Source organism: Paenibacillus sp. GCM10028914 (assembly GCF_042666275.1).
Classification (GTDB): domain Bacteria; phylum Bacillota; class Bacilli; order Paenibacillales; family Paenibacillaceae; genus Paenibacillus_AQ.
This window is the reverse complement of the sequence record NZ_JBHTFO010000006.1, coordinates 40,752-63,202: the sequence shown is the minus strand read 5'-3', so window position 1 is coordinate 63,202 and position 22,451 is coordinate 40,752. Positions and strand designations below refer to the sequence as shown.

The 22,451-nt window shown below is 42.9% G+C and carries 25 protein-coding genes and 1 riboswitch; of the genes, 9 read left to right on the top strand and 16 right to left on the bottom strand.

Going from position 1 to position 22,451, the window contains the following annotated elements; translation table 11 throughout:
• Window positions 1-41: 41 nt before the first annotated feature.
• A complete protein-coding gene (locus tag ACFQV5_RS04975) occupies window positions 42-1,709 on the top strand; it encodes a CPBP family intramembrane glutamic endopeptidase (protein WP_379244243.1) in 1,668 nt (555 codons plus the stop codon).
• Between the two features lie 60 nt (window positions 1,710-1,769).
• On the opposite strand, the gene uvrC is transcribed toward ACFQV5_RS04975, so the two are convergent.
• Window positions 1,770-3,764, bottom strand: a complete 1,995-nt coding sequence (uvrC, locus tag ACFQV5_RS04970) for an excinuclease ABC subunit UvrC (RefSeq protein ID WP_379244241.1) — start codon at window positions 3,762-3,764, stop codon at window positions 1,770-1,772.
• A 113-nt stretch (window positions 3,765-3,877) separates the two neighbouring features.
• Complete coding sequence (trxA, locus tag ACFQV5_RS04965) at window positions 3,878-4,195, bottom strand: thioredoxin (protein ID WP_208917865.1); 318 nt, start codon at window positions 4,193-4,195, stop codon at window positions 3,878-3,880.
• Window positions 4,196-4,427: 232 nt separating this feature from the next.
• On the opposite strand from trxA, the gene ACFQV5_RS04960 reads away from it, so the two are divergent.
• Complete coding sequence (locus tag ACFQV5_RS04960) at window positions 4,428-4,583, top strand: YqzM family protein (protein WP_379244238.1); 156 nt, start codon at window positions 4,428-4,430, stop codon at window positions 4,581-4,583.
• A gap of 171 nt (window positions 4,584-4,754) precedes the next feature.
• Here the strand turns inward: ACFQV5_RS04960 and dnaI are convergent, their stop codons facing one another.
• The 3 genes from dnaI to ACFQV5_RS04945 all read right to left on the bottom strand — a co-directional run bounded on the left by dnaI (window position 4,755) and on the right by ACFQV5_RS04945 (window position 7,747).
• Window positions 4,755-5,708: a primosomal protein DnaI gene (gene dnaI / locus ACFQV5_RS04955; protein ID WP_379244236.1), complete on the bottom strand. Its 954-nt coding sequence runs from the start codon at window positions 5,706-5,708 to the stop codon at window positions 4,755-4,757.
• Between the two features lie 38 nt (window positions 5,709-5,746).
• Entirely contained in the window at window positions 5,747-7,258 is a 1,512-nt protein-coding gene (locus tag ACFQV5_RS04950) for a replication initiation and membrane attachment family protein (protein WP_379244234.1), read from the bottom strand.
• 189 nt (window positions 7,259-7,447) lie between these two features.
• On the bottom strand, window positions 7,448-7,747 hold the full coding sequence (locus ACFQV5_RS04945) for a YuiB family protein (protein WP_379244232.1): 300 nt from the start codon (window positions 7,745-7,747) through the stop codon (window positions 7,448-7,450).
• A gap of 252 nt (window positions 7,748-7,999) precedes the next feature.
• Between ACFQV5_RS04945 and hemQ the strand changes: the two genes are divergently transcribed.
• A complete protein-coding gene (hemQ, locus tag ACFQV5_RS04940; protein WP_379244230.1) occupies window positions 8,000-8,749 on the top strand; it encodes a hydrogen peroxide-dependent heme synthase in 750 nt (249 codons plus the stop codon).
• 91 nt (window positions 8,750-8,840) lie between these two features.
• Here hemQ and ACFQV5_RS04935 read toward each other — a convergent pair whose 3' ends face one another.
• On the bottom strand, window positions 8,841-9,086 hold the full coding sequence (locus ACFQV5_RS04935) for a hypothetical protein (RefSeq protein WP_379244228.1): 246 nt from the start codon (window positions 9,084-9,086) through the stop codon (window positions 8,841-8,843).
• A gap of 1 nt (window position 9,087) precedes the next feature.
• Window positions 9,088-10,278, bottom strand: a complete 1,191-nt coding sequence (locus tag ACFQV5_RS04930) for an NAD(P)/FAD-dependent oxidoreductase (protein ID WP_379244226.1) — start codon at window positions 10,276-10,278, stop codon at window positions 9,088-9,090.
• A gap of 439 nt (window positions 10,279-10,717) precedes the next feature.
• Between ACFQV5_RS04930 and ACFQV5_RS04925 the strand changes: the two genes are divergently transcribed.
• A complete protein-coding gene (locus tag ACFQV5_RS04925) occupies window positions 10,718-11,719 on the top strand; it encodes an NAD(P)/FAD-dependent oxidoreductase (RefSeq protein ID WP_379244224.1) in 1,002 nt (333 codons plus the stop codon).
• A gap of 163 nt (window positions 11,720-11,882) precedes the next feature.
• Here ACFQV5_RS04925 and sda read toward each other — a convergent pair whose 3' ends face one another.
• Together sda and ACFQV5_RS04915 are read right to left on the bottom strand one after the other, a co-directional pair.
• Window positions 11,883-12,026: a sporulation histidine kinase inhibitor Sda gene (gene sda, locus ACFQV5_RS04920; RefSeq protein ID WP_106766872.1), complete on the bottom strand. Its 144-nt coding sequence runs from the start codon at window positions 12,024-12,026 to the stop codon at window positions 11,883-11,885.
• Between the two features lie 297 nt (window positions 12,027-12,323).
• Complete coding sequence (locus tag ACFQV5_RS04915; RefSeq protein WP_379244222.1) at window positions 12,324-12,986, bottom strand: YheC/YheD family protein; 663 nt, start codon at window positions 12,984-12,986, stop codon at window positions 12,324-12,326.
• Window positions 12,987-13,217: 231 nt separating this feature from the next.
• Between ACFQV5_RS04915 and ACFQV5_RS04910 the strand changes: the two genes are divergently transcribed.
• Together ACFQV5_RS04910 and ACFQV5_RS04905 are read left to right on the top strand one after the other, a co-directional pair.
• Window positions 13,218-13,424, top strand: coding sequence for a hypothetical protein (locus ACFQV5_RS04910; protein ID WP_379244220.1), 207 nt, complete (start codon window positions 13,218-13,220; stop codon window positions 13,422-13,424).
• A gap of 148 nt (window positions 13,425-13,572) precedes the next feature.
• Entirely contained in the window at window positions 13,573-13,899 is a 327-nt protein-coding gene (locus ACFQV5_RS04905) for a hypothetical protein (RefSeq protein WP_379244217.1), read from the top strand.
• Between the two features lie 76 nt (window positions 13,900-13,975).
• Here ACFQV5_RS04905 and ACFQV5_RS04900 read toward each other — a convergent pair whose 3' ends face one another.
• Window positions 13,976-14,335: a HesB/IscA family protein gene (locus ACFQV5_RS04900; RefSeq protein WP_379244215.1), complete on the bottom strand. Its 360-nt coding sequence runs from the start codon at window positions 14,333-14,335 to the stop codon at window positions 13,976-13,978.
• Between the two features lie 365 nt (window positions 14,336-14,700).
• Here ACFQV5_RS04900 and mqnE point away from each other — a divergent pair, with 365 nt between their 5' ends.
• Both mqnE and ACFQV5_RS04890 read left to right on the top strand, forming a co-directional pair.
• Window positions 14,701-15,807 (top strand): aminofutalosine synthase MqnE, encoded by a 1,107-nt coding sequence (gene mqnE, locus ACFQV5_RS04895; protein WP_379244213.1) that lies wholly within the window; start codon window positions 14,701-14,703, stop codon window positions 15,805-15,807.
• Window positions 15,808-15,890: 83 nt separating this feature from the next.
• Window positions 15,891-16,949 carry an NAD(P)/FAD-dependent oxidoreductase gene (locus ACFQV5_RS04890; RefSeq protein ID WP_379244211.1) on the top strand — a complete coding sequence of 353 codons (1,059 nt, stop codon included), beginning with the start codon at window positions 15,891-15,893 and terminating at the stop codon, window positions 16,947-16,949.
• A gap of 15 nt (window positions 16,950-16,964) precedes the next feature.
• Here ACFQV5_RS04890 and ACFQV5_RS04885 read toward each other — a convergent pair whose 3' ends face one another.
• Window positions 16,965-17,195 carry a YuzB family protein gene (locus tag ACFQV5_RS04885; protein ID WP_379244209.1) on the bottom strand — a complete coding sequence of 77 codons (231 nt, stop codon included), beginning with the start codon at window positions 17,193-17,195 and terminating at the stop codon, window positions 16,965-16,967.
• Window positions 17,196-17,276: 81 nt separating this feature from the next.
• Between ACFQV5_RS04885 and ACFQV5_RS04880 the strand changes: the two genes are divergently transcribed.
• Window positions 17,277-17,522, top strand: a complete 246-nt coding sequence (locus ACFQV5_RS04880; protein ID WP_208917847.1) for a NifU family protein — start codon at window positions 17,277-17,279, stop codon at window positions 17,520-17,522.
• 130 nt (window positions 17,523-17,652) lie between these two features.
• Here the strand turns inward: ACFQV5_RS04880 and ACFQV5_RS04875 are convergent, their stop codons facing one another.
• The 5 genes from ACFQV5_RS04875 to ACFQV5_RS04855 form a co-directional block, all read right to left on the bottom strand.
• Window positions 17,653-18,426 (bottom strand): SDR family oxidoreductase, encoded by a 774-nt coding sequence (locus ACFQV5_RS04875; RefSeq protein WP_379244207.1) that lies wholly within the window; start codon window positions 18,424-18,426, stop codon window positions 17,653-17,655.
• A gap of 142 nt (window positions 18,427-18,568) precedes the next feature.
• Complete coding sequence (locus tag ACFQV5_RS04870; RefSeq protein WP_379244205.1) at window positions 18,569-19,387, bottom strand: MetQ/NlpA family ABC transporter substrate-binding protein; 819 nt, start codon at window positions 19,385-19,387, stop codon at window positions 18,569-18,571.
• 74 nt (window positions 19,388-19,461) lie between these two features.
• Complete coding sequence (locus tag ACFQV5_RS04865) at window positions 19,462-20,130, bottom strand: methionine ABC transporter permease (protein ID WP_379244203.1); 669 nt, start codon at window positions 20,128-20,130, stop codon at window positions 19,462-19,464.
• On the bottom strand, window positions 20,130-21,146 hold the full coding sequence (locus ACFQV5_RS04860) for a methionine ABC transporter ATP-binding protein (protein WP_379244201.1): 1,017 nt from the start codon (window positions 21,144-21,146) through the stop codon (window positions 20,130-20,132). Before ACFQV5_RS04860 ends, ACFQV5_RS04865 begins: the two co-directional genes overlap by 1 nt.
• A gap of 102 nt (window positions 21,147-21,248) precedes the next feature.
• A riboswitch (SAM riboswitch) is annotated at window positions 21,249-21,393 on the bottom strand.
• Window positions 21,394-21,503: 110 nt separating this feature from the next.
• A complete protein-coding gene (locus ACFQV5_RS04855) occupies window positions 21,504-22,223 on the bottom strand; it encodes a Cthe_2314 family HEPN domain-containing protein (protein ID WP_379244199.1) in 720 nt (239 codons plus the stop codon).
• Between the last annotated feature and the right edge of the window lie 228 nt (window positions 22,224-22,451).

Sequence of the window (22,451 nt, the reverse complement as noted above, 5' to 3'; positions counted from 1 at the left end):
TAATCGAAAAGTAATAACAAATACCGGCCAAGGAGGATGACATGAATAAAGCAGGACAACCGCTTCAGCTTCAATCTAACAAAAAGAAACTCGTTGTACTCGGGATCATCGGCCTGATTCTGTTTTTAATGTTCCAAGTGTTTCCGTCTACTGCCTCCGATACCCTAGAGGTTAAAACACCCGAAATGATTACCAAGAAGGTAGCAGCCGACACTGCTATACGTTTCGCACAAGAGAACATGCAGTATAACAACATCACAGCTAAAGAACCCCTTGTTACATATCAATCCAAATCCGATGTTTACGGATATCTATCTAAAGAAAAATTACTTAAGGAATACAACAAAAAATTTGAAAGTAAATATCCCTATGACGTATATCGCGTCAGGCTTGAGCAAGCGGACGGCAACGCTCTGAATGTAGATGTCCACATGCAAAATGCTGGTATTGCCGGATTTTCATACGACTTAGCTAATTCCAACTATGAAGGGGCCATGCTCCAAAACAGTGAAGTTCGCAAGCAGATGCTTCTCTTGATTGAAGGGGATATGTCCTTAGCTCAGAAGATGTCACTTGCAGAACCTTGGCTGCAAAGAGCCGGTTATAGTGTCTCTAAGCTGAAACAGGTTACTAAAGAAGGTGAACCAGGCCTAATATATGTGGATCCGGAAGCAAAGATCGGGGCGTCACAGCTTCAGCTGAAATTCTCCTTTGAAGATGGTACGCTGCGTTCCTATGAGCCCGTCTTTTCCGTTCCGAGTGAGCATACCGCATATGTAGAGAAGCAGACAACGAATGCTACCTTGCTTACTCTTCTCGGGTACGGATTATTTACACTGATCCTGGGTATCCTAGCCATCGTGTACAGTGTAAAAACAAAAGCTCATACTTCATTTAAAAGAGGTATTTTCCTAGCTCTGCTCCTCTTTGTCATTCAAATGTTGAACACATATAACCTCGTGCCTGTGTTTCAGGCTGAAGGAATGTCAGACTCCAGCATCAAAGGCATTATGATCTTCTATGCAGGGTACTCTCTCGTGTTCTCTGCACTCCTCTACTTCTCTCTTGTTGGAGGGAGCGGACTCTGGCGTAAGGAAGACGGACTAAATCCATGGCCTCGCGCTAAGGAAGCCGGTTATGGTCCATACGTGCTAGAGAGTATGAAGTTAGGATATCTATGGGCATGTATTCTATTAGGCGTGCAGTCTTTAATCTTCATCGGCTTGAATCTCACACTCGAGACTTGGTCCACAACAGATGCATCCCAATCGCCTTATAATATGCTGTATCCATGGCTTTTCCCACTGATGGCTTGGCTTGCTGGGATATCCGAAGAAGCTGTATACCGTCTATTCGGGATAAAAATGGTCAAAAAGATCGTCAAAAGCACGTTTGTAGCAAGTCTGATTACCTCGATCATATGGGCACTCGGCCATACCTTGTATCCAATCTATCCGGTCATATCAAGACCGATTGAGCTAATCATCATCGGATTGTTATTCAGCTACATTTTCCTACGATACGGTTACCTAACCTCGGTGTTTGCTCACGTTGTGTTCAACAGTATTCTTATGGGCTTTAGCCTCATGATGATGAATGACACGTTTAACTTGTGGATGGGAATATTCTATATCATTCTTCCGGCAATTGTCGGTTATGTGATCTACAAATTCAATTCAGGTAAAAAGGAAACGGCTTTCCCGTCCTAAATGGACGGATAAGCCGTTTTTTTCTTATATCTCATAACCATAAAAAAAGAAGCCGTAAAATTACGACTCCTCATCACGAAGCGCTTTTAATATATCATTAGCGAGCTTATCGCCTATCGCCAGAGGCCGAAAATCTTCAAGACTAGCCTCTTTAATTTTCTTAATGGATCCAAAATGTTTTAAGAGCATCTTACGCCGCTTCTCCCCAACACCCGGAATGGCATCCAGCTTAGAGGTGACCATCGATTTCCCACGTTGCTCACGGTGGAAGGATATCGCGAACCGGTGAACCTCATCTTGGATGCGCTGGAGTAAATAGAACTCCTGACTATCCCGCGGTAATGACACGGGTTCAGGTGGATCACCGACCATCAACTGGGCAGTCTTGTGCTTGGCATCCTTAACTAGTCCACAGACTGGAATAAACAATCCCAGCTCGTTCTCCAATACGTCCACAGCAGCTGAGATTTGACCTTTACCACCGTCTACCACAATTAGATCAGGCATTGGCAGGTTTTCTTTAAGCACCCGCTCATATCGGCGACGGATGACTTCACGCATCGTCCCATAATCATCCGGACCTTGTACGGAACGGATTTTATATTTCCGGTATTCTTTTTTCGCCGGCTTCCCGTCAATAAATACAACCATTGCGGAGACCGGATTAGTTCCTTGAATGTTCGAGTTATCAAATGCCTCGATTCGGTGCAATGTGTCAAGACCGATGACTTCACCCAGATTAGCGGCTGCTATTGTCGTCCGTTCCTCATCCCGCTCGATGAGCCTAAACTTCTCATCCAGCGATACTTTGGCATTCTGTGCAGCCATACCAACCATTTGCCGCTTTAGCCCCCTCTGCGGCACATGCACCTTCACGCCAATCCACTCCTGGAGAGCAGCAGCTCCGCCAGCAGCATCCACCGTTCCCGCTCCTTCGCCGAGATACTCCTCTACAGCACTGGAAGCTTCGTTAGTCGGAACACGCTGTTCAAGTGGTACAGCCCCTTCCGTTGCTTCAACAGGAATATGAACCGCACTGTCCTCGTTTGATTGAGATGATGCCTCATCCACAATATCATCAGCAGAAGGTCCTGGAAGCAGTATTTCCTGTGGAAGAGCTGGGTTCTCACTGTAATACTGCGCTACGAAAGACATGAAGTCACTGTACGCTTCCCCGTAATATGGGAACACAGAGGCATTGCGCTGTACCATTTTGCCTTGGCGCATATATAGAATTTGTACACACATCCAGCCTTTATCAACAGCAAAACCAAATACATCACGATCTCTCGTATCGGTAGTCGTAATTTTCTGTTTCTCCATAATGGCATCAATGTGCATAATCTGATCCCGCAGCTCTTTAGCGCGTTCGAAGTAGAGTTCTTCAGCGGCCTCCTGCATTTTGCGCTGAAGTTCTTTTTTCACTTCTTCATGCCCACCGCTTAGAAATGAACTGATTTCTCGAGTGATTTCCTCATATGCCGTTTGCGGCACCTCTTTTACGCATGGCGCCAAACACTGCCCCATGTGGTAGTAGAGGCAAACCTCTTTCGGCATAACGCCACATTTCCGTAAGGGATACATGCGATCTAACAGCTTTTTTGTCTGTTGTGCCGCATATGCGTTAGGGTAGGGTCCAAAATATTTTGCTTTATCTTTAAGCACCCGCCGTGTCACTTCCAGCCGGGGATGCGCTTCATTTGTAATTTTCAAGTAAGGGTATGTCTTGTCATCCTTCAGCAACACATTATACCGAGGCTGGTGTGTCTTGATCAGATTACATTCTAGTATCAAGGCTTCCATGTTGCTGCCGGTAACGATATATTCAAAATCTCGGATTTCAGACACCAGCCGCTGCGTCTTTCCATCATGGCTGCCTGTAAAGTAGGAACGAACCCGATTTTTAAGAACCTTAGCCTTACCTACATAAATAATGGTGCCTTCACTATTCTTCATCAGGTAACAACCCGGCAGATCCGGCAGCAAAGCAAGCTTATTACGGATATTCTCCATCGCTTTCTCTCGTTCCTGATGCTTCTTCGCGAAATCTTCCATCCTTCTACTCCTCTCCAAGGAGATATAAAACTCAAAACCACACAAAGCGCCTCCGGTATGAAACCGAAGGCGCTATAATGGTACAAGTTCATCCTATATAAATAGATGCTTGCTTACTGGTGTTTAGCAATAATACCTTTCAATGCTTCTTTAGAGTTCAAGCCAACAACTTTATCGACAGGTTGGCCGTCTTTAAAGAAGATCAGTGTAGGGATGCTCATCACGCCGAAACGGGAAGCAGATTCAGGATTTTCATCTACATTCACCTTCGCGATTTTCACATCATCACCGAGTTCTTGGGACAATTCGTCCAAAATCGGAGCAAGCATTTTACAAGGACCGCACCAAGGCGCCCAAAAATCAACTACAACCGTTCCTTGACCTTCTACTTCGTTAGTAAAGGTTTGGTCGGATACATTGACGATAGCCATGAGTTTCTCCTCCTTATAGGAAAGTCACATTATGTCCTTAAACTATTATGTCTTAACGGACCGTTATAGTATACCACATTCCTATAGTGAAATACAGGAACCACTTTGTATGGAATGTCCAACCATTCTTTACAAATGATTTATCCTTTGGGTATACTACATATAACAAGCTGGGTGATGTTGTCAATTATTTGAGTCACACAGCAGTTCACCTTTTGAGGAGGTAGGCACCATGGATGTTAACGTCCACGCAGTAGATCCTCGGGAGCATATTAACGAAGAACCACGTAATGATTTCGGCGATTTAATGTTGGGTTTTGTGGGCATGTTTGGCTTTATGTTCGTCATTTTCTTCGCCATGGTTATTATTAAGTTCATCGTTGGTTAATGCTTCTCTGAGTTTGTCGTTCTTCTAAGAACGAAAGCGCTTTTGCGAGAAATATGAGCAGAGTGTAGATGCAAATTTATACTTCTTATATTTCAAAAAAAGTCTGATCACAACGCCGTTCCGGCGAGAGATCAGACTTTTTTAATATTCAGGTACTTACGTATAAGCAGTTTAAAATTTCCCTCGATGATTCTCACCAAATAATTGCACAGCATCGACAAAAGGTGAAATTCGGTTCATTAGACGCTGACCCTTATGTGCCTCTTCTCCATCTTTGCTCGTAAAGCTAAGATGTCTTTCCAATCCGTCCAGTGGATAGTTCGACGTATAGAAGGTCGGCTTACGGTTCATCCGATAGTTCAGAATAGCACCAAGCACGTGGTCCCTGACCCATGGGTTCAGATTCTCTGCTCCGATATCATCGAATATAAGGAGATCACAATTTTTCATCGTATCGACGGTATCCTTAAGTTTACTACTGTCTGACATCATCGACTTCAGGTCTTCTACGAAATCCGGCATATATACGATAACCCCAGTATGGCCTTCCTTCGCCAGCTCATGAAGCATATAACACATTAAATATGTCTTTCCTGTTCCGAATGAACCCGACAAATATAATCCTCGAGGGGACAATCCGTTCTCTTTCGTATCCTTAATATACCGGAACACTTGATGTACTGCCGGAGCGCGAAGGCGATCCTTGGCCATAATCTCAACTTCATTATACCCTTCACTCAAAGCCCGTTCATCCAGATAAAAGCTGCGAACCCTCTTACGGATCTGATCTTCATTGTTCTTAGCAATTTGTAGTGAACACGGAGCCTTTCGTTCATATATTTCCATTGTACCGTTCAGACTTTGAACATCTAACTTACTGAAGTGACCTTGAAAATCATTCGGACAACGATCCAGTCCCGGACAATTGGCACAGTTCTCATGATCGCCGACATATTGATACAAACGGCTTAGATTGGTTCGCAACACACGTTCATCAAGTTCCGGATATTCTGCCCGAAGGCTTATAATAAGTGGATGATGAAGCAAATTTTCAGCAATCTGCTCTGAACGACGACGGAACGCTGGACTTTTCATACTTTCCAGCAATTGACCAAGAGAATCCACATACTCACCTTCCTTTCACGAGAGCAAAGCGAACGCATTTATCCGCCTTTCTTCTTACTTGCCTGCATTTCTGCCGCAAGTCTCATCATTTCTTCATATTCCTCTTCTGTCACGGTTTCACCTTGAGCAGTTTCAAGCGCCACAGGAATATCTGGCTTCACCTTGCCACCTTTGGCATACGATCGTGTACGCGAAGAAGCAGCTGCGGCCTGTTTCCCCTTCATCTTAGCTTGGTCACGAATATATTGAACAGCCTTCTCATAGCTGTTAACCTGCTTAAGCAGCATATTGGAAGCAATGGCTTCCACAAAGTTTCGATTAATCCGTTGTTCTCCGCCAGCTGCAATCAAAGACATTAAGTAATGAATTAACACATTGATAACTTCACCTGGCAGCTTGTAACTGAGATCGATTTTTTCGAACATTTCCATGAAATGTGCAGGTACCGATCCCGGAAAAAAAGTTTGAAGCAGCTTCGTATAAGGCTCATTACGTAGCATCATATTATATTGGTGAATGTCACATTTCGATTGAAATTGTGAGGGAACCTCTACATAATACTCCATCTGCACCGCATGCTCTTCTGCGGGAACGTCCGGATCAGCATTCAGTTCTTGATGCAGCGCCACAACCTTTCCAGCTGTGATCTGCCGCTTCTCCTGAAGCTTCATACCCTGACGGAAATGAAGACTAGCTCTGTGCTGTAACTCATCAAGCATCACTTCACCTTGGCTAGAGAATATCCCATCTTCATCCAGCAGACGGCATATATCCTGTAAACTCAGGTCATATTTACGTACGACATAATTCACGATGCCCATCTGCTCGTGATCATACCTAAGACGCTCAACAAATACCCGGTTTTTGGATTCACGTGGAAAACGCAAAATAATATCCGAATAGTTCAGACCCTCTCCATGAGGTAAAACATATGGCACTACAGGATTTCGCGGAGGTTCCACCTCGGTTAAGGCTTGCTCCAGTTCATAATCAATCACGTGAGTATTCAGTTCAAAAATATCGTAAAATGGCACAGAAATATTCTCTTTATTCAGTGATATTCCTGACCATTCCTGCGGTTCCTTGCTCCACAGCTGTTCACGTAGAGACATGACGGCAAATTTGCCAACCTTGTCACGAAGAAGAAGTGTCAAATGCTGTGTATTGAAAAATTCCGATGGAGACAGCGGTGTCTGAAGTTCATATTCGTAGATATAATCATCGGTCTCTGGAACATACATCCGGCTCGTCTGAAGGAGACCTACTGCTTCCAGTTTTGATGTCTGCTCTATTAAATACTTACGCCCTTTCTCGCTTGGTTCAAGTCCTAAAGTTAGAAAGAGACGGCGCTGCTGTTCGATCGCCGAATACCCTACCTTCTCTATGGGTACATGCATGACGAGAAGACGGTACAAACTAACGGCGAAAGCGCCAACCATCGGCTGATATATGGAACTGAGCATCTTATCATCCAAGCTGCTCAGGCAGAAGTCGCGGTATACGCAGTAACGGTGATTTTCTGTAAAATGTAAGAAGTTTGTCATGCGCATCGTTTATTGCTCCTCCCTTGTCGCCTCTAATAGACTGCCTCTATTCTATCATAAAAAGAGATGCCTTAAATCTGTTTAATAGATCAAAATTTCTGGAATTAGAAGATAAGTATGAAAGGCAACAAAAACGACCCACCCTGAAATCGGGAGAGTCGCCAATGCTAAGAAACAAGTGCTAATCAAGTGTTTTCAGAACATTTTAAATCCTCTTACACGCAAAGTATGAATCGTCCAGCCGCTTAAAAATGCTCCTGCCAAGCCAGCTACACCCGTCAAGTAATCCACCAGTTGGAATGAGCTGATATGGGCCCAAAGTGTCGCTTCATCTCGGTTCCACAAGCTATAAACCACAGCTGGTAAAATGACGATTACAAATAAGTAGCATGGAAACCAGGTCGTCTTCATCAGCATATTGAGAATAAAACCGATACCAAACATCATGACAAAAAATAAAATCATCAATACTAGCACAGGAATAAACTGCAGCATTGGCCCTATTCACCTCTTCTTCATCACCATCAACAATTGCGTCAATTTCTAAGACTATGAAAAATTGCACACAATAGGCTGGCTAGTAGATAGTGTACTAAAAAAAATGTCACATATCAACGAACATTCCGTGAATAGATTGTGTCAGCGTTTGCCCTTATCCCGTTGGTTAGATACAATGTAGGGAGGTTAAGCAAGCGGTTCATCTGCTTTAACACTTGCATATACGAGAATATATTTAGGGGTGATCCTATGAACGAAGCCGCCATGACGCTTGAAGGATGGTATGCACTGCATGATTTCCGCTCGATCAATTGGCCAGCTTGGAAAGCTGCAGATGATGAAGAGCGTGCATTTGCATTGGACGAACTGCACGAATTTCTGGAAGAGTGGAACCAAGTTGAAGAATCCAAACAGGGAAGTACAGCAGTATATACCATTGTTGGACAAAAAGCAGACATTGTGTTCATGCATTTGCGCGAGACACTTGAAGAACTGAATGCTATCGAGAACGCTTTTAATAAAACAACATTTGCTCAATATACTACCAAGGCATACTCCTATGTCAGCATTGTCGAACTTAGTAACTATTTAGCTGGTTCATCAGAAGGCGATCCGATGGAGAATCCGCATGTTATTGCACGCCTTAAGCCATCTCTACCAAAGGCTAAGCACATTTGCTTCTATCCCATGAACAAAAAACGCGACCTGAATGACAATTGGTACATGCTTAGTATGGAAGAAAGACGTTCCATGATGAAAAGCCACGGCATGATTGGACGCAGTTATGCAGGTAAAGTAAAGCAAATTATAACTGGATCTGTTGGTTTTGACGATTGGGAGTGGGGTGTAACCCTATTTGCTGACGATGCTCTTCAGTTCAAAAAGCTGGTATACGAAATGCGCTTTGATGAAGTTAGCGCCCGCTTCGGTGAGTTCGGTTCATTTTATGTCGGCAATCTGCTTGACGAAGAAACCTTTGTTCAAATGATGAAGATCTAATAATATAAATAAAAGGGACAGCCCCTGGGGGATGTCCCTTTTTTATTACAAACTAGCTTTCATATAGCCTATCTCATCTGTTTTGGACGGGTTACTCGTCCTCTTCCTTGCCTAAGGACTCCAAATATTCTGCAGTTGCCCGGTCGCGGGCTCTGCTCTTATCTTTCAGACGCTCGATCGCCGGTAAAATCAATAGATCAACCTCTTGCTGAATGGTATATGCGAGATCATATTTCTCCTCTGATTCCAGGAACGAACCGACTTCCATCAAAGCGTTGTATCGATCCAGCTCGTCTCGAGTCAACAGCCCACGAACTTGAACACTGCAGTGTCTCATATTATAAGAACCTTCCCTTTTTCAGGACGAGCGGGATCCCTCCAATAATAAAGAGGTACCGCAGGTCAACCAGTTTTTTAAGCTGAGCTGCTTTCCAACCCTTATATTTCTTATCGCCTACAACAGCGATTCCTTCCCCTCTACCGAGAGAAGCAACGGTTCCCTTGTTATGGAACTGAAACTTTTTCATTTCCTTGCCACGGATTGTGGATACAATATTCTGCGCACAGCAAACTCCTTGCTGCATCGCCATTTGTGCTGTTGGCGGATATGGACGCTCACCATTGAATATAAGCGAGTTATCTCCAATAATATAAATGTTCTCATAACCAGGAGCACGTAAGTACTCGTCCACTTTAACGCGTCCGCGCATCGTTTCAAAACCAGCGGACTCAATTAGGCGATTCCCTCGGATTCCTCCTGTCCAGACAACCGTAGCCGACCTGATTTCCTCACCTGTACTGAGGATAACACCGCCAGGCATACATTCCTTGATGGCAACTCCCAATTTGAAAGTGACGCCCTTCTTCTTCAGCACTTCAATCGCATAATCTACTAATTCAGGCGCAAAGCCAGGCAATGCAGATGGCGCAGCCTCAACATTATATATATTGACAAGTGCAGGGTCGACGTCATATTCTTTACACAGTTTAGGAATACGATCGGCAAGTTCAGCCACAAATTCAATACCACTAAAGCCTGCTCCCCCAACAACAAAATTGATCCGCTCTTGAGGTCTGCGTTCATTCTTATACAGCGCAAATTGATATTCGATATGTTCACGAATCAAACGGACGGAGTTAATACTGCGAATAGACATTGCATGTTCCGCAAGGCCTGGTATTCCGAAGTTTTCTGGCTCACCGCCTAAAGCGATAATTAAATAATCATAGGACAATGTACCATCTTCAAGAATGACCTTCTTGTCATGGAGACGTATTTCCTGTACAGAAGATTTCACCAGATCAATTTTAAATTCATCAATTAATTTCGATATAAAGACACGAGTATTCTCAATACTGTCCGTACCAGCTGCTGGCATATGCAAATGAGTTGTTATATAGTGATAATCATGTCTGTTCACCAATGTTACGTCAGCTTCATTATAGTTGAGTTCTTTCTGCAGCCGCTGCGCTGTTAATATCCCACCGTAACCTGCACCAAGGATTACGATTTTCGGTATGCTGCTCATTCTCCTGCTCCTCCCGCCGTACTTCTATATATAGTAAGTATAAACTAGCTTTATAAAACACTTTAAAAAAAGAGAAGAGCTCTATATTAGAGCCCATTGAATTTTTCATCTTGAACGACTTTCAACCAGGGTTTCAGCCCTATCTTTCCATATTCAAAAAATGTCGAAACAATGCTTTTTAACGCAAGTTATCACGTTAATCATATGCATAATCAGATCAAAGATCAAGGATTATTTTGCCCTTAAAAAAGTTAAGTTCTTTCGGATTATGAGCTATGCATATAAGAAAGCGCAAACATGTTTATAATAGGTATTTTGATGGAAATCACGACTTTCAATGCTGGTTCCATACGATTATAATAGTATAGAAATCAAAGAATTAGAAATTCAGACAAGAACTTGTCTGATTCGGAAATATATACTACGGAGGTGCTTCCCCATGACGACAACATCACAAGAACATTCGATGACCGACCTTCTTATTATCGGTGGTGGACCTGCCGGTATGTTTGCTGCTTTCTACGGCGGCATGCGCCAAGCTACTGTTAAGCTCATCGAAAGTATGCCCCAACTCGGAGGACAACTGGCTGCTCTTTACCCAGAAAAATATATATACGACGTGGCCGGATTCCCCAAGGTTACAGCTCAGGAATTGGTCAACAATCTTTCTAAGCAAATGGAGCTGTTTGACACAGACATAAGACTTGAAGAAAAAGTTCAATCTGTCGAAAAATTAGATGAACAGCACTTTGTCGTTACAACAGATAAGGAAGTACACCACGCCAAGGCAATCATTATAACTGCAGGTGTTGGTGCGTTTGAACCTCGCCGACTCGAAGTCGATAACGCAGATAAGTTTGAAGAGACTAATCTGCATTACTTTGTTAGTGATCTTAGTCGCTTCCAAGGTAAGAAGGTGCTCATTAGTGGCGGAGGCGATTCTGCTGTAGACTGGGCTCTTATGCTCGAACCAATAGCTGAACAAGTGACTCTCGTTCATCGACGTGATAAGTTCCGTGCTCACGAGCACAGTGTCGAGAAACTGCTCGCATCTAAGGTAAATATTATTACCCCAACGGAGATCAGTGAGCTTCACGGTGATCGTGAAATTACCAAAGTAACTCTTTCTCATATTAAATCAAAAGAAACTCAGGAAATTGAAGTTGATGATGTTATTGTCAATTTTGGATTCGTTTCCACGCTCGGCCCTATTTCTGAATGGGGTATTGCCATCGAGAACAACTCGATTGTTGTTGACTCCCGTATGGAGACAAGTATCCCGGGTATTTTCGCAGCCGGCGATATCACGACTTATCCAGGTAAAGTAAAGCTCATTGCTGTCGGCTTTGGCGAAGCGCCTACCGCGATCAACAATGCTAAGGTATATTTTGACCCAGAGGCTCGTCTGGCTCCGGGACATAGTAGTAATATGAAAATCTAAACCATATCAATGAACAAAAAAGGTATCTTCTATCCACGAACGTAATCATCTGTGGATACGAGATACCTTTTCTATAGGTTGTACGACAAATATATGTATGTTTGAATCTGGATGAATTTCAGAAGTCGTATCAATACGTTTCTTTTATCTATAGAAGATAAAACTAGTGTAGGATACTGATGGAATCGGTGTCTAAGTTCCGTTTATGAATTTCGGCCAGCAATAAAGTGATAAACTCCCGTTCTAGTTTTAGTTCAATAGCCATATGATAGGAATCTAATAACATTTCGTCCGTCAACATAGCCATCCCCTCACACCCTTTCCTCATTTTTCCTGAATCTATCATAACAAACATCCCAAAACAGAACAACCGTTCGCTTATCCACAATGCATTGTGGAGATCCTGTGTATAATATGTTGGTAAGTACTGTAAATACAGCGTTATCAAGGTGGATTATGGGGATAAATGTTATACACAGGAAATGTAGTAAGAAGAACACCAAAAAAATAATTTAATATATTTATCGGAATGTTCATATTATTTTTTAATTACCCTATTTTATTTTGATATAAACCTATATTTTGGTATTTTTTGGGAACGAAATTAACTAGGCCGAGTATTCACTTCCAAGATCCATATGGCTCCTGTATGATCGATGCCGTAATCAAATCCTAGTTCTCCGATCCCCGGAAAACGTTTCTCTAATACGGCTATACAATTTCGAGTCAGCTGCCTCATCTCCTTCCGTTTTTCAAGGGAATTAATATGTGGGAGTGAACGCTTAATCGCGAGTCTGCATCTTAACTGCACGCCTCCTTTGCACAAGTTGGTCACGAACAAACCCGGTCTTGCAAGTCGGCCGACCATCGCTCTAAATTCCCATTTTCGCATTACTTTAACCACTTTCACACGATAATCGAGAGGGCGGCCGTTAATCGTTGCCAAATGAATACCCTGTTGCATCAAATATCTCCGCTTCATCTTTAGAATGGATAGTACCGAAAACAATTCAGGGAACGTGTCTACAAACTTAGACTGTCCTTTATGGCTAACGTTATATCCTTCATCTTGTTTCTGTATACGTATGACGCCGTTTCCACCCGTTCCCACAACCGGCTTAATCACAACCATGTCGTATTGTGAGAGCATCGACATCAGATCATCCCTGCCGTAAGCCTTTGTTTCCGGGATATAAGGGATTATCTGAGGATCGGTCAGCAGCGCTTCCGTTTTTAGCCACTTACTGGCCAATTGCCTTCCCGCCATGCTGCCTACGCCTCCTTCTAATCAAGACATACGATATAGTACTCCCGAGCACCTGTTGACTCTTGGATGATTGTCCGGGTTATAATGCCTATTCCTTGAAACATTCGCTCCCGGTCCTTTCTCAGGAAGGTTTTCCCTTTCCAATGGAAGTAATCTATCGTATAGTAAAGTACAGATATTGAACTCGCTCGGAGTGGTTGATTCCGTGTTTGAATAAAGGAGGCTTTAAACTTGGCAGCACTGTTCGAGGTATTATATTGGATTGCTATGGTGGGGATGTCGATCTCGCTCGTGGCTATTACGGTCTTGATATTTGTTATCGGTTTCAAGTTTATAAAAGACAAACGCAGAGGGCTGGGTGCTGGTTGTATCGCCTTCTCGCTTGTAGCCGCCAGCATGATCGTGCTTATGCTTAATAAACAGTTCTTCTTTGCTTGACCCATATAATGGTGATACTAAAAACCCTATTCGTAATAGAATAGGGTTTTTTAGTATGATAAAGCCCCTGTTTTTGGTATTATTTATTTATCTAACTATTTCAGTTTCATCGTTAATAAAGTTATAAACGTATTTGGAGGTGATTATAATGAACATTGAGTTTGGTGAATTAGATCAACTTGAGAAAAAACTGAAGAACATTCAAGAGAATGCTGAGAAACTTTCAGATTTGCAACAAGAAGTTCATACTGACGATCTGTTTCCGGATTCATTCGTACAAATGTACACCTCTTCATCTTCTTTTAACGACTTATTAAGAGCAGCTGGTTACAAAGGACATAGCCAAGAGGAATTTGAGGATTTTGTTAATACTCATCTCGACAACTATTTAGAGACACATTCCAAGATTACTACCTGGAAAGAGTTTCAAGATAAAGCCGTTACTTCATATGTTGCCAAACGACTAGGCTTTTAAATATGAAAATAAAAAAGGGAGCTGTCCCTCAGTAGAATAACTACTGATGGACAGCTCCTTTTCCGCTCAGCGCCAATTAGCAAGGCTCTGCATTCGGTTTCCCTGCATCCGTAGCAGTACGGAAGCTGGAACCACAACCGCAAGTTACCGTTGCGTTCGGATTGTGGATGGTGAATCCACCTGTCATACCGGATTCCTCGAAATCGATCTCAAGACCGTTCAAGTATTTCATACTATCCTTGTCGACAACAATCTTCATGTCGGCAACATTCATATATACATCATTTTCCGTCTCGTCATCGTCAAAGCCCATAGCATAAGAAAATCCGCTACATCCGCCGGAAGTGACGCCCAAACGAAGGAACATATTCGGTGTTTCCTGTTCAGCAAGCATGTCTTTCAAACGTTCTGCTGCAGTATCACTAATTGTAATCATAGGTCACCCTCCTTTTCGTACACTTTTCAGTATACTCCACATCTTCTCATCCCTCAAGCGGCGCAAATACAAGTGCTTCCTCTTTTATAGCATCTCCTTTTCACTCTGTTTGTATTGCCCCGCCGTTAGGTGAGGTTTATAATAGGGAAGGATTGTGCGTAATTGTTTAATTTCTGTCACATCCAGCAGCCTATGCTGCTTTTTCGTTGTGTTCGGGTTCATAGTTGTATATAATTTCACAATTTTCATTAATTAATGAATTACCTCGTGTTGCAACAATCTGTAAATGGTATCACTCACCAAGACGGATAATTTATGCAGCTTTGTATCTATTGATACAGCGAGCGTGAAGAGGAGGAAAATTTATGACTACCTACTTAAATCCTTTTATGGATAAAAGAATGGCTGAAATTGTAGAAAAAGTTCAAAACGGAATCCGTTTAGATCTCGAAGACGGTGTCTATTTGTACCAAACCGATGACCTTCTGACCCTGGGACAGCTTGCGAATGAAGCAAACTTACGCAAAAACGGGAAAAAGGTCTATTTTATTGAAAATATGAGTTTATATTTCACAAACGTATGCGAATCACGCTGTGCTTTCTGTAATTTCCGTAAGGACCAAGGCGAAGAAGGAGCCTATACTCTCTCTGGACCAGAAATGATTGAATATGTGGAAGAACACTTCCATCCCGGCATTCGAGAATTCCACATTGTTGGTGGTCATAATCAACATGTTCCTTTCCAATATTATGTGGATTCACTTAAAGCCCTTAATGAACGTTTTCCCGATGTGACACTAAAAGCTTATACAGCAGCTGAAATCGACTTCTTCACACGAATCAGCGGTCTTAGTATAAAAGAAGTGCTCCAAGAGCTGCAAAAAGCGGGACTCAAGTCGTTAACTGGTGGCGGTGCTGAAATATTGTCAGACCATTATCGCCAGAAAATGAAAGTCGATAAGGCCAACGTCGATGAGTATCTTGAAGTGCATCGCACTGCACATAAGCTTGGTATGAAAACACATACCACAATGCTGTATGGCTCAATCGAGAGTCACGAGGATCGTATCCGTCATATGCTGCAAATTCGAGATTTGCAGGATGAGACGAACGGCTTTATGGTATTCATTCCACTATCCATGCAACCAAAGAACAAGAATGCAGGCATCATGCGTCGTAATTCGGCTTACGAAGATCTGAAGACAATTGCAATTAGCAGGCTTATGCTAGATAACATCGACCATGTAAAAGCATATTTCATCAATATTGGTGCTCAATTAACTCAAGTCGCTCTGAGCTTTGGGGCATCGGATGTTCACGGTACGATATTGAAAGAACGAATCAGTCATGCAGCTGGTGCATTAACACCGGAAGGCTTAACACGTAAGGAACTGATCTGGCTCATCCAAGGAGCAGGCAGAATTCCGGTTGAACGCGATACATTCTATAACGAAATTAAGGTATACGAATAAGAGGTTCCAAATAAAGGTTATACGGTTAATGAGGTATTATAAACAGCTCGGTTTTCTATTTCTATAGAAAGGAAGACACTTATATGAGAAAACTCGTCATACTCGGCGGAGGATACGGTGGTCTTGCCTTAATTCAAGAATTATTCAGCAGTTATCTACCTCCCGATCTGGAAGTGGTACTCATTGATCGGATGCCATATCAAGGTCTTAAAACGGAATACTACGCATTAGCAGCAGGAACCGTTGCTGATACAGAGTTGCGTGTTAAATTTCCAACATACGATAAACTGAGTATTCATTATGGGGAAGTTACTTCTATCGATCTGAATTCAAAGCTTGTGCATTTATTCAATGATGACCCAGTCGAATACGACCAACTTGCCATTGCACTAGGATGTACAGACCGATATCATGGAGTTCCGGGCGCTGAAGAATTCACCTGCAGTCTGCAGTCGTTTTCCGGAGCAAGGGAAACCTATTTACGTTTAAATAACCTTAAACCGTACAGCCAGGTTCACATCGTCGGCGGGGGCCTAAGCGGAATTGAGCTTGCTTCCGACCTGCGAGAGAGCCGGCCTGACCTTAATATAGCGATTCTTGACCGCGGAGCTCGTGTCCTATCTTCATTTCCAAACCGTCTTTCAGCTTATATTCAAAGATGGTTTCAAGAGCATAATGTGGAGATCCTAAGCGGAGTTTCTGTATCTAAAGTAGAGCAAGATGTTGTCTACAATATGGATCAAGCGATTCCAACCGATTTGACCGTTTGGACAGCAGGAATTCAGCCTGTTTCTGTTGTTCAAAACTTGGATTTGCCCAAAGACCGCAGTGGACGAATTCTGCTTAATGAGCTGTATCAAGTACCCTCCCACCCGGAGGTATCTGTTATAGGTGACTGTGCCAGTCTTCCATTTATGCCAAGCGCCCAAGCAGCTGGTGCCCAAGCTGAACAGATTGGGCATGTACTTAAGGCAATATGGAGAGACGATACTCCGAAAGTTCACCCGCTTAAATTGAAAGGCACGCTTGGTTCGCTCGGGAAGCATGCGGGTTTTGGTTTGATGGGGAACACTTCTGTTATGGGACGCGTCCCAAGACTTCTTAAGAGTGGTGTACTGTGGAAATCAAAGCGTCACTTCTAATAATAGGATCTGTGATCATAGCTCCTCGATCTCCTTAAGCTTCTGGAGAATGGCATGATACAGCTCTTCAGCTGTAGCGGCCTCAACGATTTCGTCATTTACCAAAGCAAACGGTGCTAAATAACATTGCCCGCAATTGGTAAGGCAGCCATATTCGACAATATCATACTTATCCATAAGCGGTTTTAAAGCTTTATCTGTACCGAAATGTGCATTTCCTGCACAAAATTCAATAATGGGTCGCATAATGATGTCCCTACCTTTAGATTGGCGTTTTATTTTAAGCGTTTATGTACTATAATAAAGGGAGGAAAGGAGTTGAACAAGATGAGCGAAAACGCACAAAGCACCACATATGATGAAGTGGCTGAAGTGCTCGATAAGCTTCGTCCGTTCCTGCAGCGCGACGGCGGTGACGTGGAGTTGGTCGACGTTGAAGACGGCATCGTAAAGTTGAAATTGGTAGGTGCCTGTGGTAGCTGCCCAAGCTCCACCATTACTTTGAAAGCCGGGATTGAGCGTGCCCTGGTTGAAGAGGTAGAAGGCATTCAAGAAGTAGTACAAGTGTTCTAAAACCTATATACACAAGTAGAGATTACTCCGTCGTCCTGCTAGCAGGCAGACGGAGTTTCTGCAAAAAGAGTCTTGGTTCCTATGGAAACCAAGACTCTTTTTTTGATTAGGTATAAGAATAACCCTCGTTCTATTCAGGCAAAATCCGAGGACGAATAGGATCTAACCCTCCAGAAATATCCATAATATTCCCTGTAATAAAATCTGATTTCTCTATGCAGAGAAACTCAATGACCCTGGCAATATCCTCACCGCTTCCAGAACGCCCACGAGGGGTAAATCCGTCTGCTATGCCAGCCACCTCATCAATGGTCTTCTCTTTATTAGCTCCTCGAATATCTCCGGGACATACCATATTTACCGTGATCCCATACGGTGCTTCTTCTACAGCTAGTGTCTTAGTAAAGGAGACAAGCCCCACCTTCGCAGCTGCATATACGGAACGGTGTGGCCACGACCTCGCTTCACCGGCATGACCGAAACCAAAGTGAATAATTCGTCCCCATTTTTTGTCTCTCATGGAGGGTAGAACAAGGTGATCAAGCAGCATCACACTGGTCAGATTCCCATTAATCAGATGAACGATTTCGTTCCGTTCATATTGGGAAAACAAACGTCGTTCCCGGATAAAAGGTCCCGCATTGTTGACCAGAATATCAATAGCTCCCAATTCATTTTCCGTTTGGTCTACAAGGCTGTATAATTGCTCTTCTACGGCGATATCTGCCTTAACCGCAATGGCCCTAACACCCATTTCTTCAATTTCTTTCTTAAGAGCATATGCTTCTTCTCTGCTGTTAACAAAATTCAGCGCAATATCGCATCCCTGACGAGCCAGTGTCAAGGCAGTCATTTTGCCCAGTCCTGTTGCACTGCCAGTAATTAGTGCCACTTTTCTATCCAAGATCTTCCCTCCCCCGTACATACATATCTGTCTTCAGTATAAAAGATTTAACCTCTCCCTACAACTTGATGAGTTCATCGATCCTATGCATAAAAAAAGCCCTTGAACATCAAAGTTCAAGGGCTAAACAGCGTTATTCAATTTAAAATGCTGGGAAAACCGCACCTTTAAATTCTTCATCAAGATATTTTTTCACGTCATCGGAAGTCAGAGCTTTAGCTAATTTCTGAATCGCTTCGGAATCTTTATTATCTGAACGTGCTACGAGATAATTCGCATATGGGTTTTCTTTATCCTCAATAAAGAGCGCATCCTTAGTAGGATCAAGATCAGCCTCGAGCGCATAATTCGTATTGATGATCGCCATATCCATTTCGTCGAGCATGCGAGGTAGCATTGCCGCTTCCACTTCTTTAATCTCTAGATTTTTCGGATTTTCAGTAATATCTCTTACTGTAGCTTCCAGTTTGCTCTCATCCTCCAGCTTGATCAGGCCATTCTGAGCCAACAATGAAAGCGCACGTCCCGCATTGGAAGGATCGTTAGGAATAGCAACTACAGCTCCATCTTTTAACTCTTCAATGGAGTTAATCTTTTTAGAGTAAGCACCCAATGGTTCTATATGAACGGCTACAACAGCAGCAAGATCCATCCCCCGCTCTTTCACTGCACTATCCATATGTGGTTTGTGCTGAAAAAAGTTAGCGTCAATTTGCTTTTGTTCTAACTGCTGGTTCGGAAGCACATAATCCGTAAATTCGACGATTTCAAGCTTAACGCCTTCTTTCTCAAGTGCCGGCTTAATATGTTCAAGAATCTGAGAATGCGGTTCAGGAGAAGCGCCTACACGCAGTGTTACACTCCCGTCACTTCCATTCGAATCTGTTGCAGGCTTCTCTCCACATGCAGCTAACACGGCTACGAGTGACAAACTAAGAAACGCTAATACCCATTTTTTCATAATATTTCTCTCCCTCCAGATCGTGAATATTTCTATCTCGCCTTTCTTAATGCCATAACATCCATGCCTTTTCGCTACTTCCTTGTAAAATGTCGCACCATTCGATCGCCTGCCATCTGCAGCAGTTGCACTAGAAGTATCATCAAGACAACGGCGATGATCATCACTTCGGTTTCATAGCGGTGATAACCATACTTAATCGCCAAATCACCAAGACCGCCTCCACCTACCATACCCGACATTGCCGTGTAGGAAACAAGGGTAACAATTGTGATGGTCATTCCCGCCAGTAAACCTGGTCTTGCTTCGGGAAGCAGTACCCGCCAGATGACTTGACGTGTGGACGACCCCATAGCATGCGCAGCTTCAATGACACCTTTATCTACCTCATGAAGTGATGTTTCAACTAATCTTGCAAAGAATGGCGCTGCTCCGACAACAAGTGGCGGGATCGTACCGAGAACACCATAAGATACACCCACAATGGACTTCGTAATCGGAATCATAGCTACAATCAAAATGATAAACGGTACGGAACGAAGAATATTTACGACAAATGACAGAATAGAATATCCGAAACGCACCCATTTGGATGAAGAGCGCGCTGCCAGATATAACAACACGCCTATTGGAAGACCGATCAAAAATGTAAACAGTGCGGATGATGCCAACATCTTTAGAGTATCCAGTGTCGCAGTGACAAACTCATCCCAATTCACTTCGGAAAAATCAAGTCCGAACATCAGTCCATCACCTCCACATCAAGTCCTTGCTCCAATAGCTTCTGTATTGTCAAATCAATCGCCTGCATATCCCCTTCAAACCGGACAATCAATTGACCGTATGGCGTATGCTTGATCGTAGAAATTGTACCTTGCAAAATAGCAAAGTTTACACCCGTTTCACGCACCGTGTGGGACAGCGTTGATTCATAAGTTTTGGAACCTAAAAATGTAATCTTCGCTGCTCGGAAAGATTCAGCGTGAGGTGCGTGAATAGCTAATCTCAGTGCTTCTCCGCTATCCGTTTCATTACGAACGAACTCCTGAGTTACTTCGTGTTTAGGTTTCAAGAACACTTCCGTAACCGGACCTTCTTCAACAATTCCACCCTGATGAATCACTGCAACCCGATCACAAATTGTCTGAATAACATGCATCTCGTGGGTAATCAGAACAATCGTCAGATTGAAACGCTGGTTAATGTCGAGCAGCAATCGAAGAATTGAATCCGTAGTCTGCGGATCCAATGCGGATGTCGCTTCATCACAGAGCAGCACTTCCGGATCGCTTGCCAGTGCTCTTGCGATACCTACACGTTGCTTCTGTCCACCAGATAATTGGGATGGATATTTATTACGATGAGCTTGCAGCCCAACCAATTCCAGCAGTTCACTCACTTTGCGTTCGATCTCTTCCTTCGGTGTCTTAATTAAGCGAAGTGGAAATGCAATATTATCAAAGACCGTTGCCGAAGATAACAAATTAAAATGTTGGAAAATCATACTGATCTTTCGGCGTTCAGCCTGAAGCTGTTTTTTATTAAGGGATGTCAAATTGACCCCATTCACCCATACCTCACCGGAGGTCGGGCGTTCCAGCAGATTAATACACCGGATCAATGTACTTTTTCCAGCACCGGAGTGTCCAATCACTCCGAATATTTCACCTTTTTCAATCGACAAGTTCAATTCGGATAATGCTGTCGTTAACGTTCCGGCTTTTCCGTACTGTTTTGTCAATCGTTTAAGTTCGATCAATTCCCAGTTCCTCCTATTCCCATTACATACGTAGAAATAAATAAAAGAGCCCTTTCTTTGCAGAATCAAAAAGGGCCCTCTTTACGTAAAGACGAATGCCTTTTCTCATCTGTCAAAACTGCATAACATTCGCAGTTTTGAAGGAATTAGCACCATGACACTACATCTGTTCAGACAAAATTGTCTGTACACTGCAGCCGGTTGCTGGGCTTCATCGGGCCTGTCCCTCCACCTCTCTCGATAAGAAAACATCGATATGAAATTAATATTGATATATTTCCAAAAAACAATTCAAGAATGCAATTAGTATAGAGTCTTTTCAGATGTTTGTCAAAAGGAATTTATAGGCTTATCGTCTTAAGAACTTACACCTTTCTTCGCCCAAAGATCATTCGTGTAGTGAAATGAAGCGGATAATGTTTTACACACCATATCTAGACCTTGCTTAAGGTCATCTAAATGTTTATCGAGATCCTCAAGCTCCACTTTATCATTGAGCCCCTGATGCCGCTGCCATAAATCATCCTGCATCTCAGAGTTCATATAGTGAACCTCAGCGTTTCTCCGTTTACGTAATGCATTCACTGCTGAATTATATTGTTCTTTAATGGACTCCAGCTTGTCCACCAGCTCTTCATGTGTCTTAGCATAACTAAACTGACGAAGCACCGTGAAATAGGAGTAATGAGTTTTAACTTTTGATGTATTAAGATCAAACAGTTCATTCAGAACTGTGCCAAGCTTATCCAGGATGGAGAATACACGAATAAATCCGTCTTTATAGAAGTACACATAACGTGCATACTCCCCTTGTTCCTGGATAGACATATCATCGACATACCCCGCCTTAACAGATTTACGGAAATGACATGCGGCAAACCAGCTTTGCTCCAATTCGTCCAGCGATCCAATCAATCCACGAGTCCAAATTTCTAGCTTGCGGAAGTCATGAGTCGGATCTTGATTTTTCTCGATCTCTTTTTGCAAAAGCTGCGTAGTCTTAACCATGGTTTCAATCGCGTCTTCAAGCAGACCCTCATTAATTCGGGGCGGCTCCCCGAGTAAAATCCGAAGCATGGCGTTCCCCCCTCAAGATTAAAGTTCTAAATTTCATGAATGTATACTATATAAGATTTTCAAATTACTCATTATTAAATATAAACAAGTAAGTGGCTTGGTTAAACGCTCTAGTGTTCACATTTAGAGTACTTGAGTTACCCGAGGTATCGATTTTTTCATGTATTTAAAATGCCCTTAACTAGCCCCTCTTCATTCTCTCTCCCCCATAATGCAACAAAATCCGCG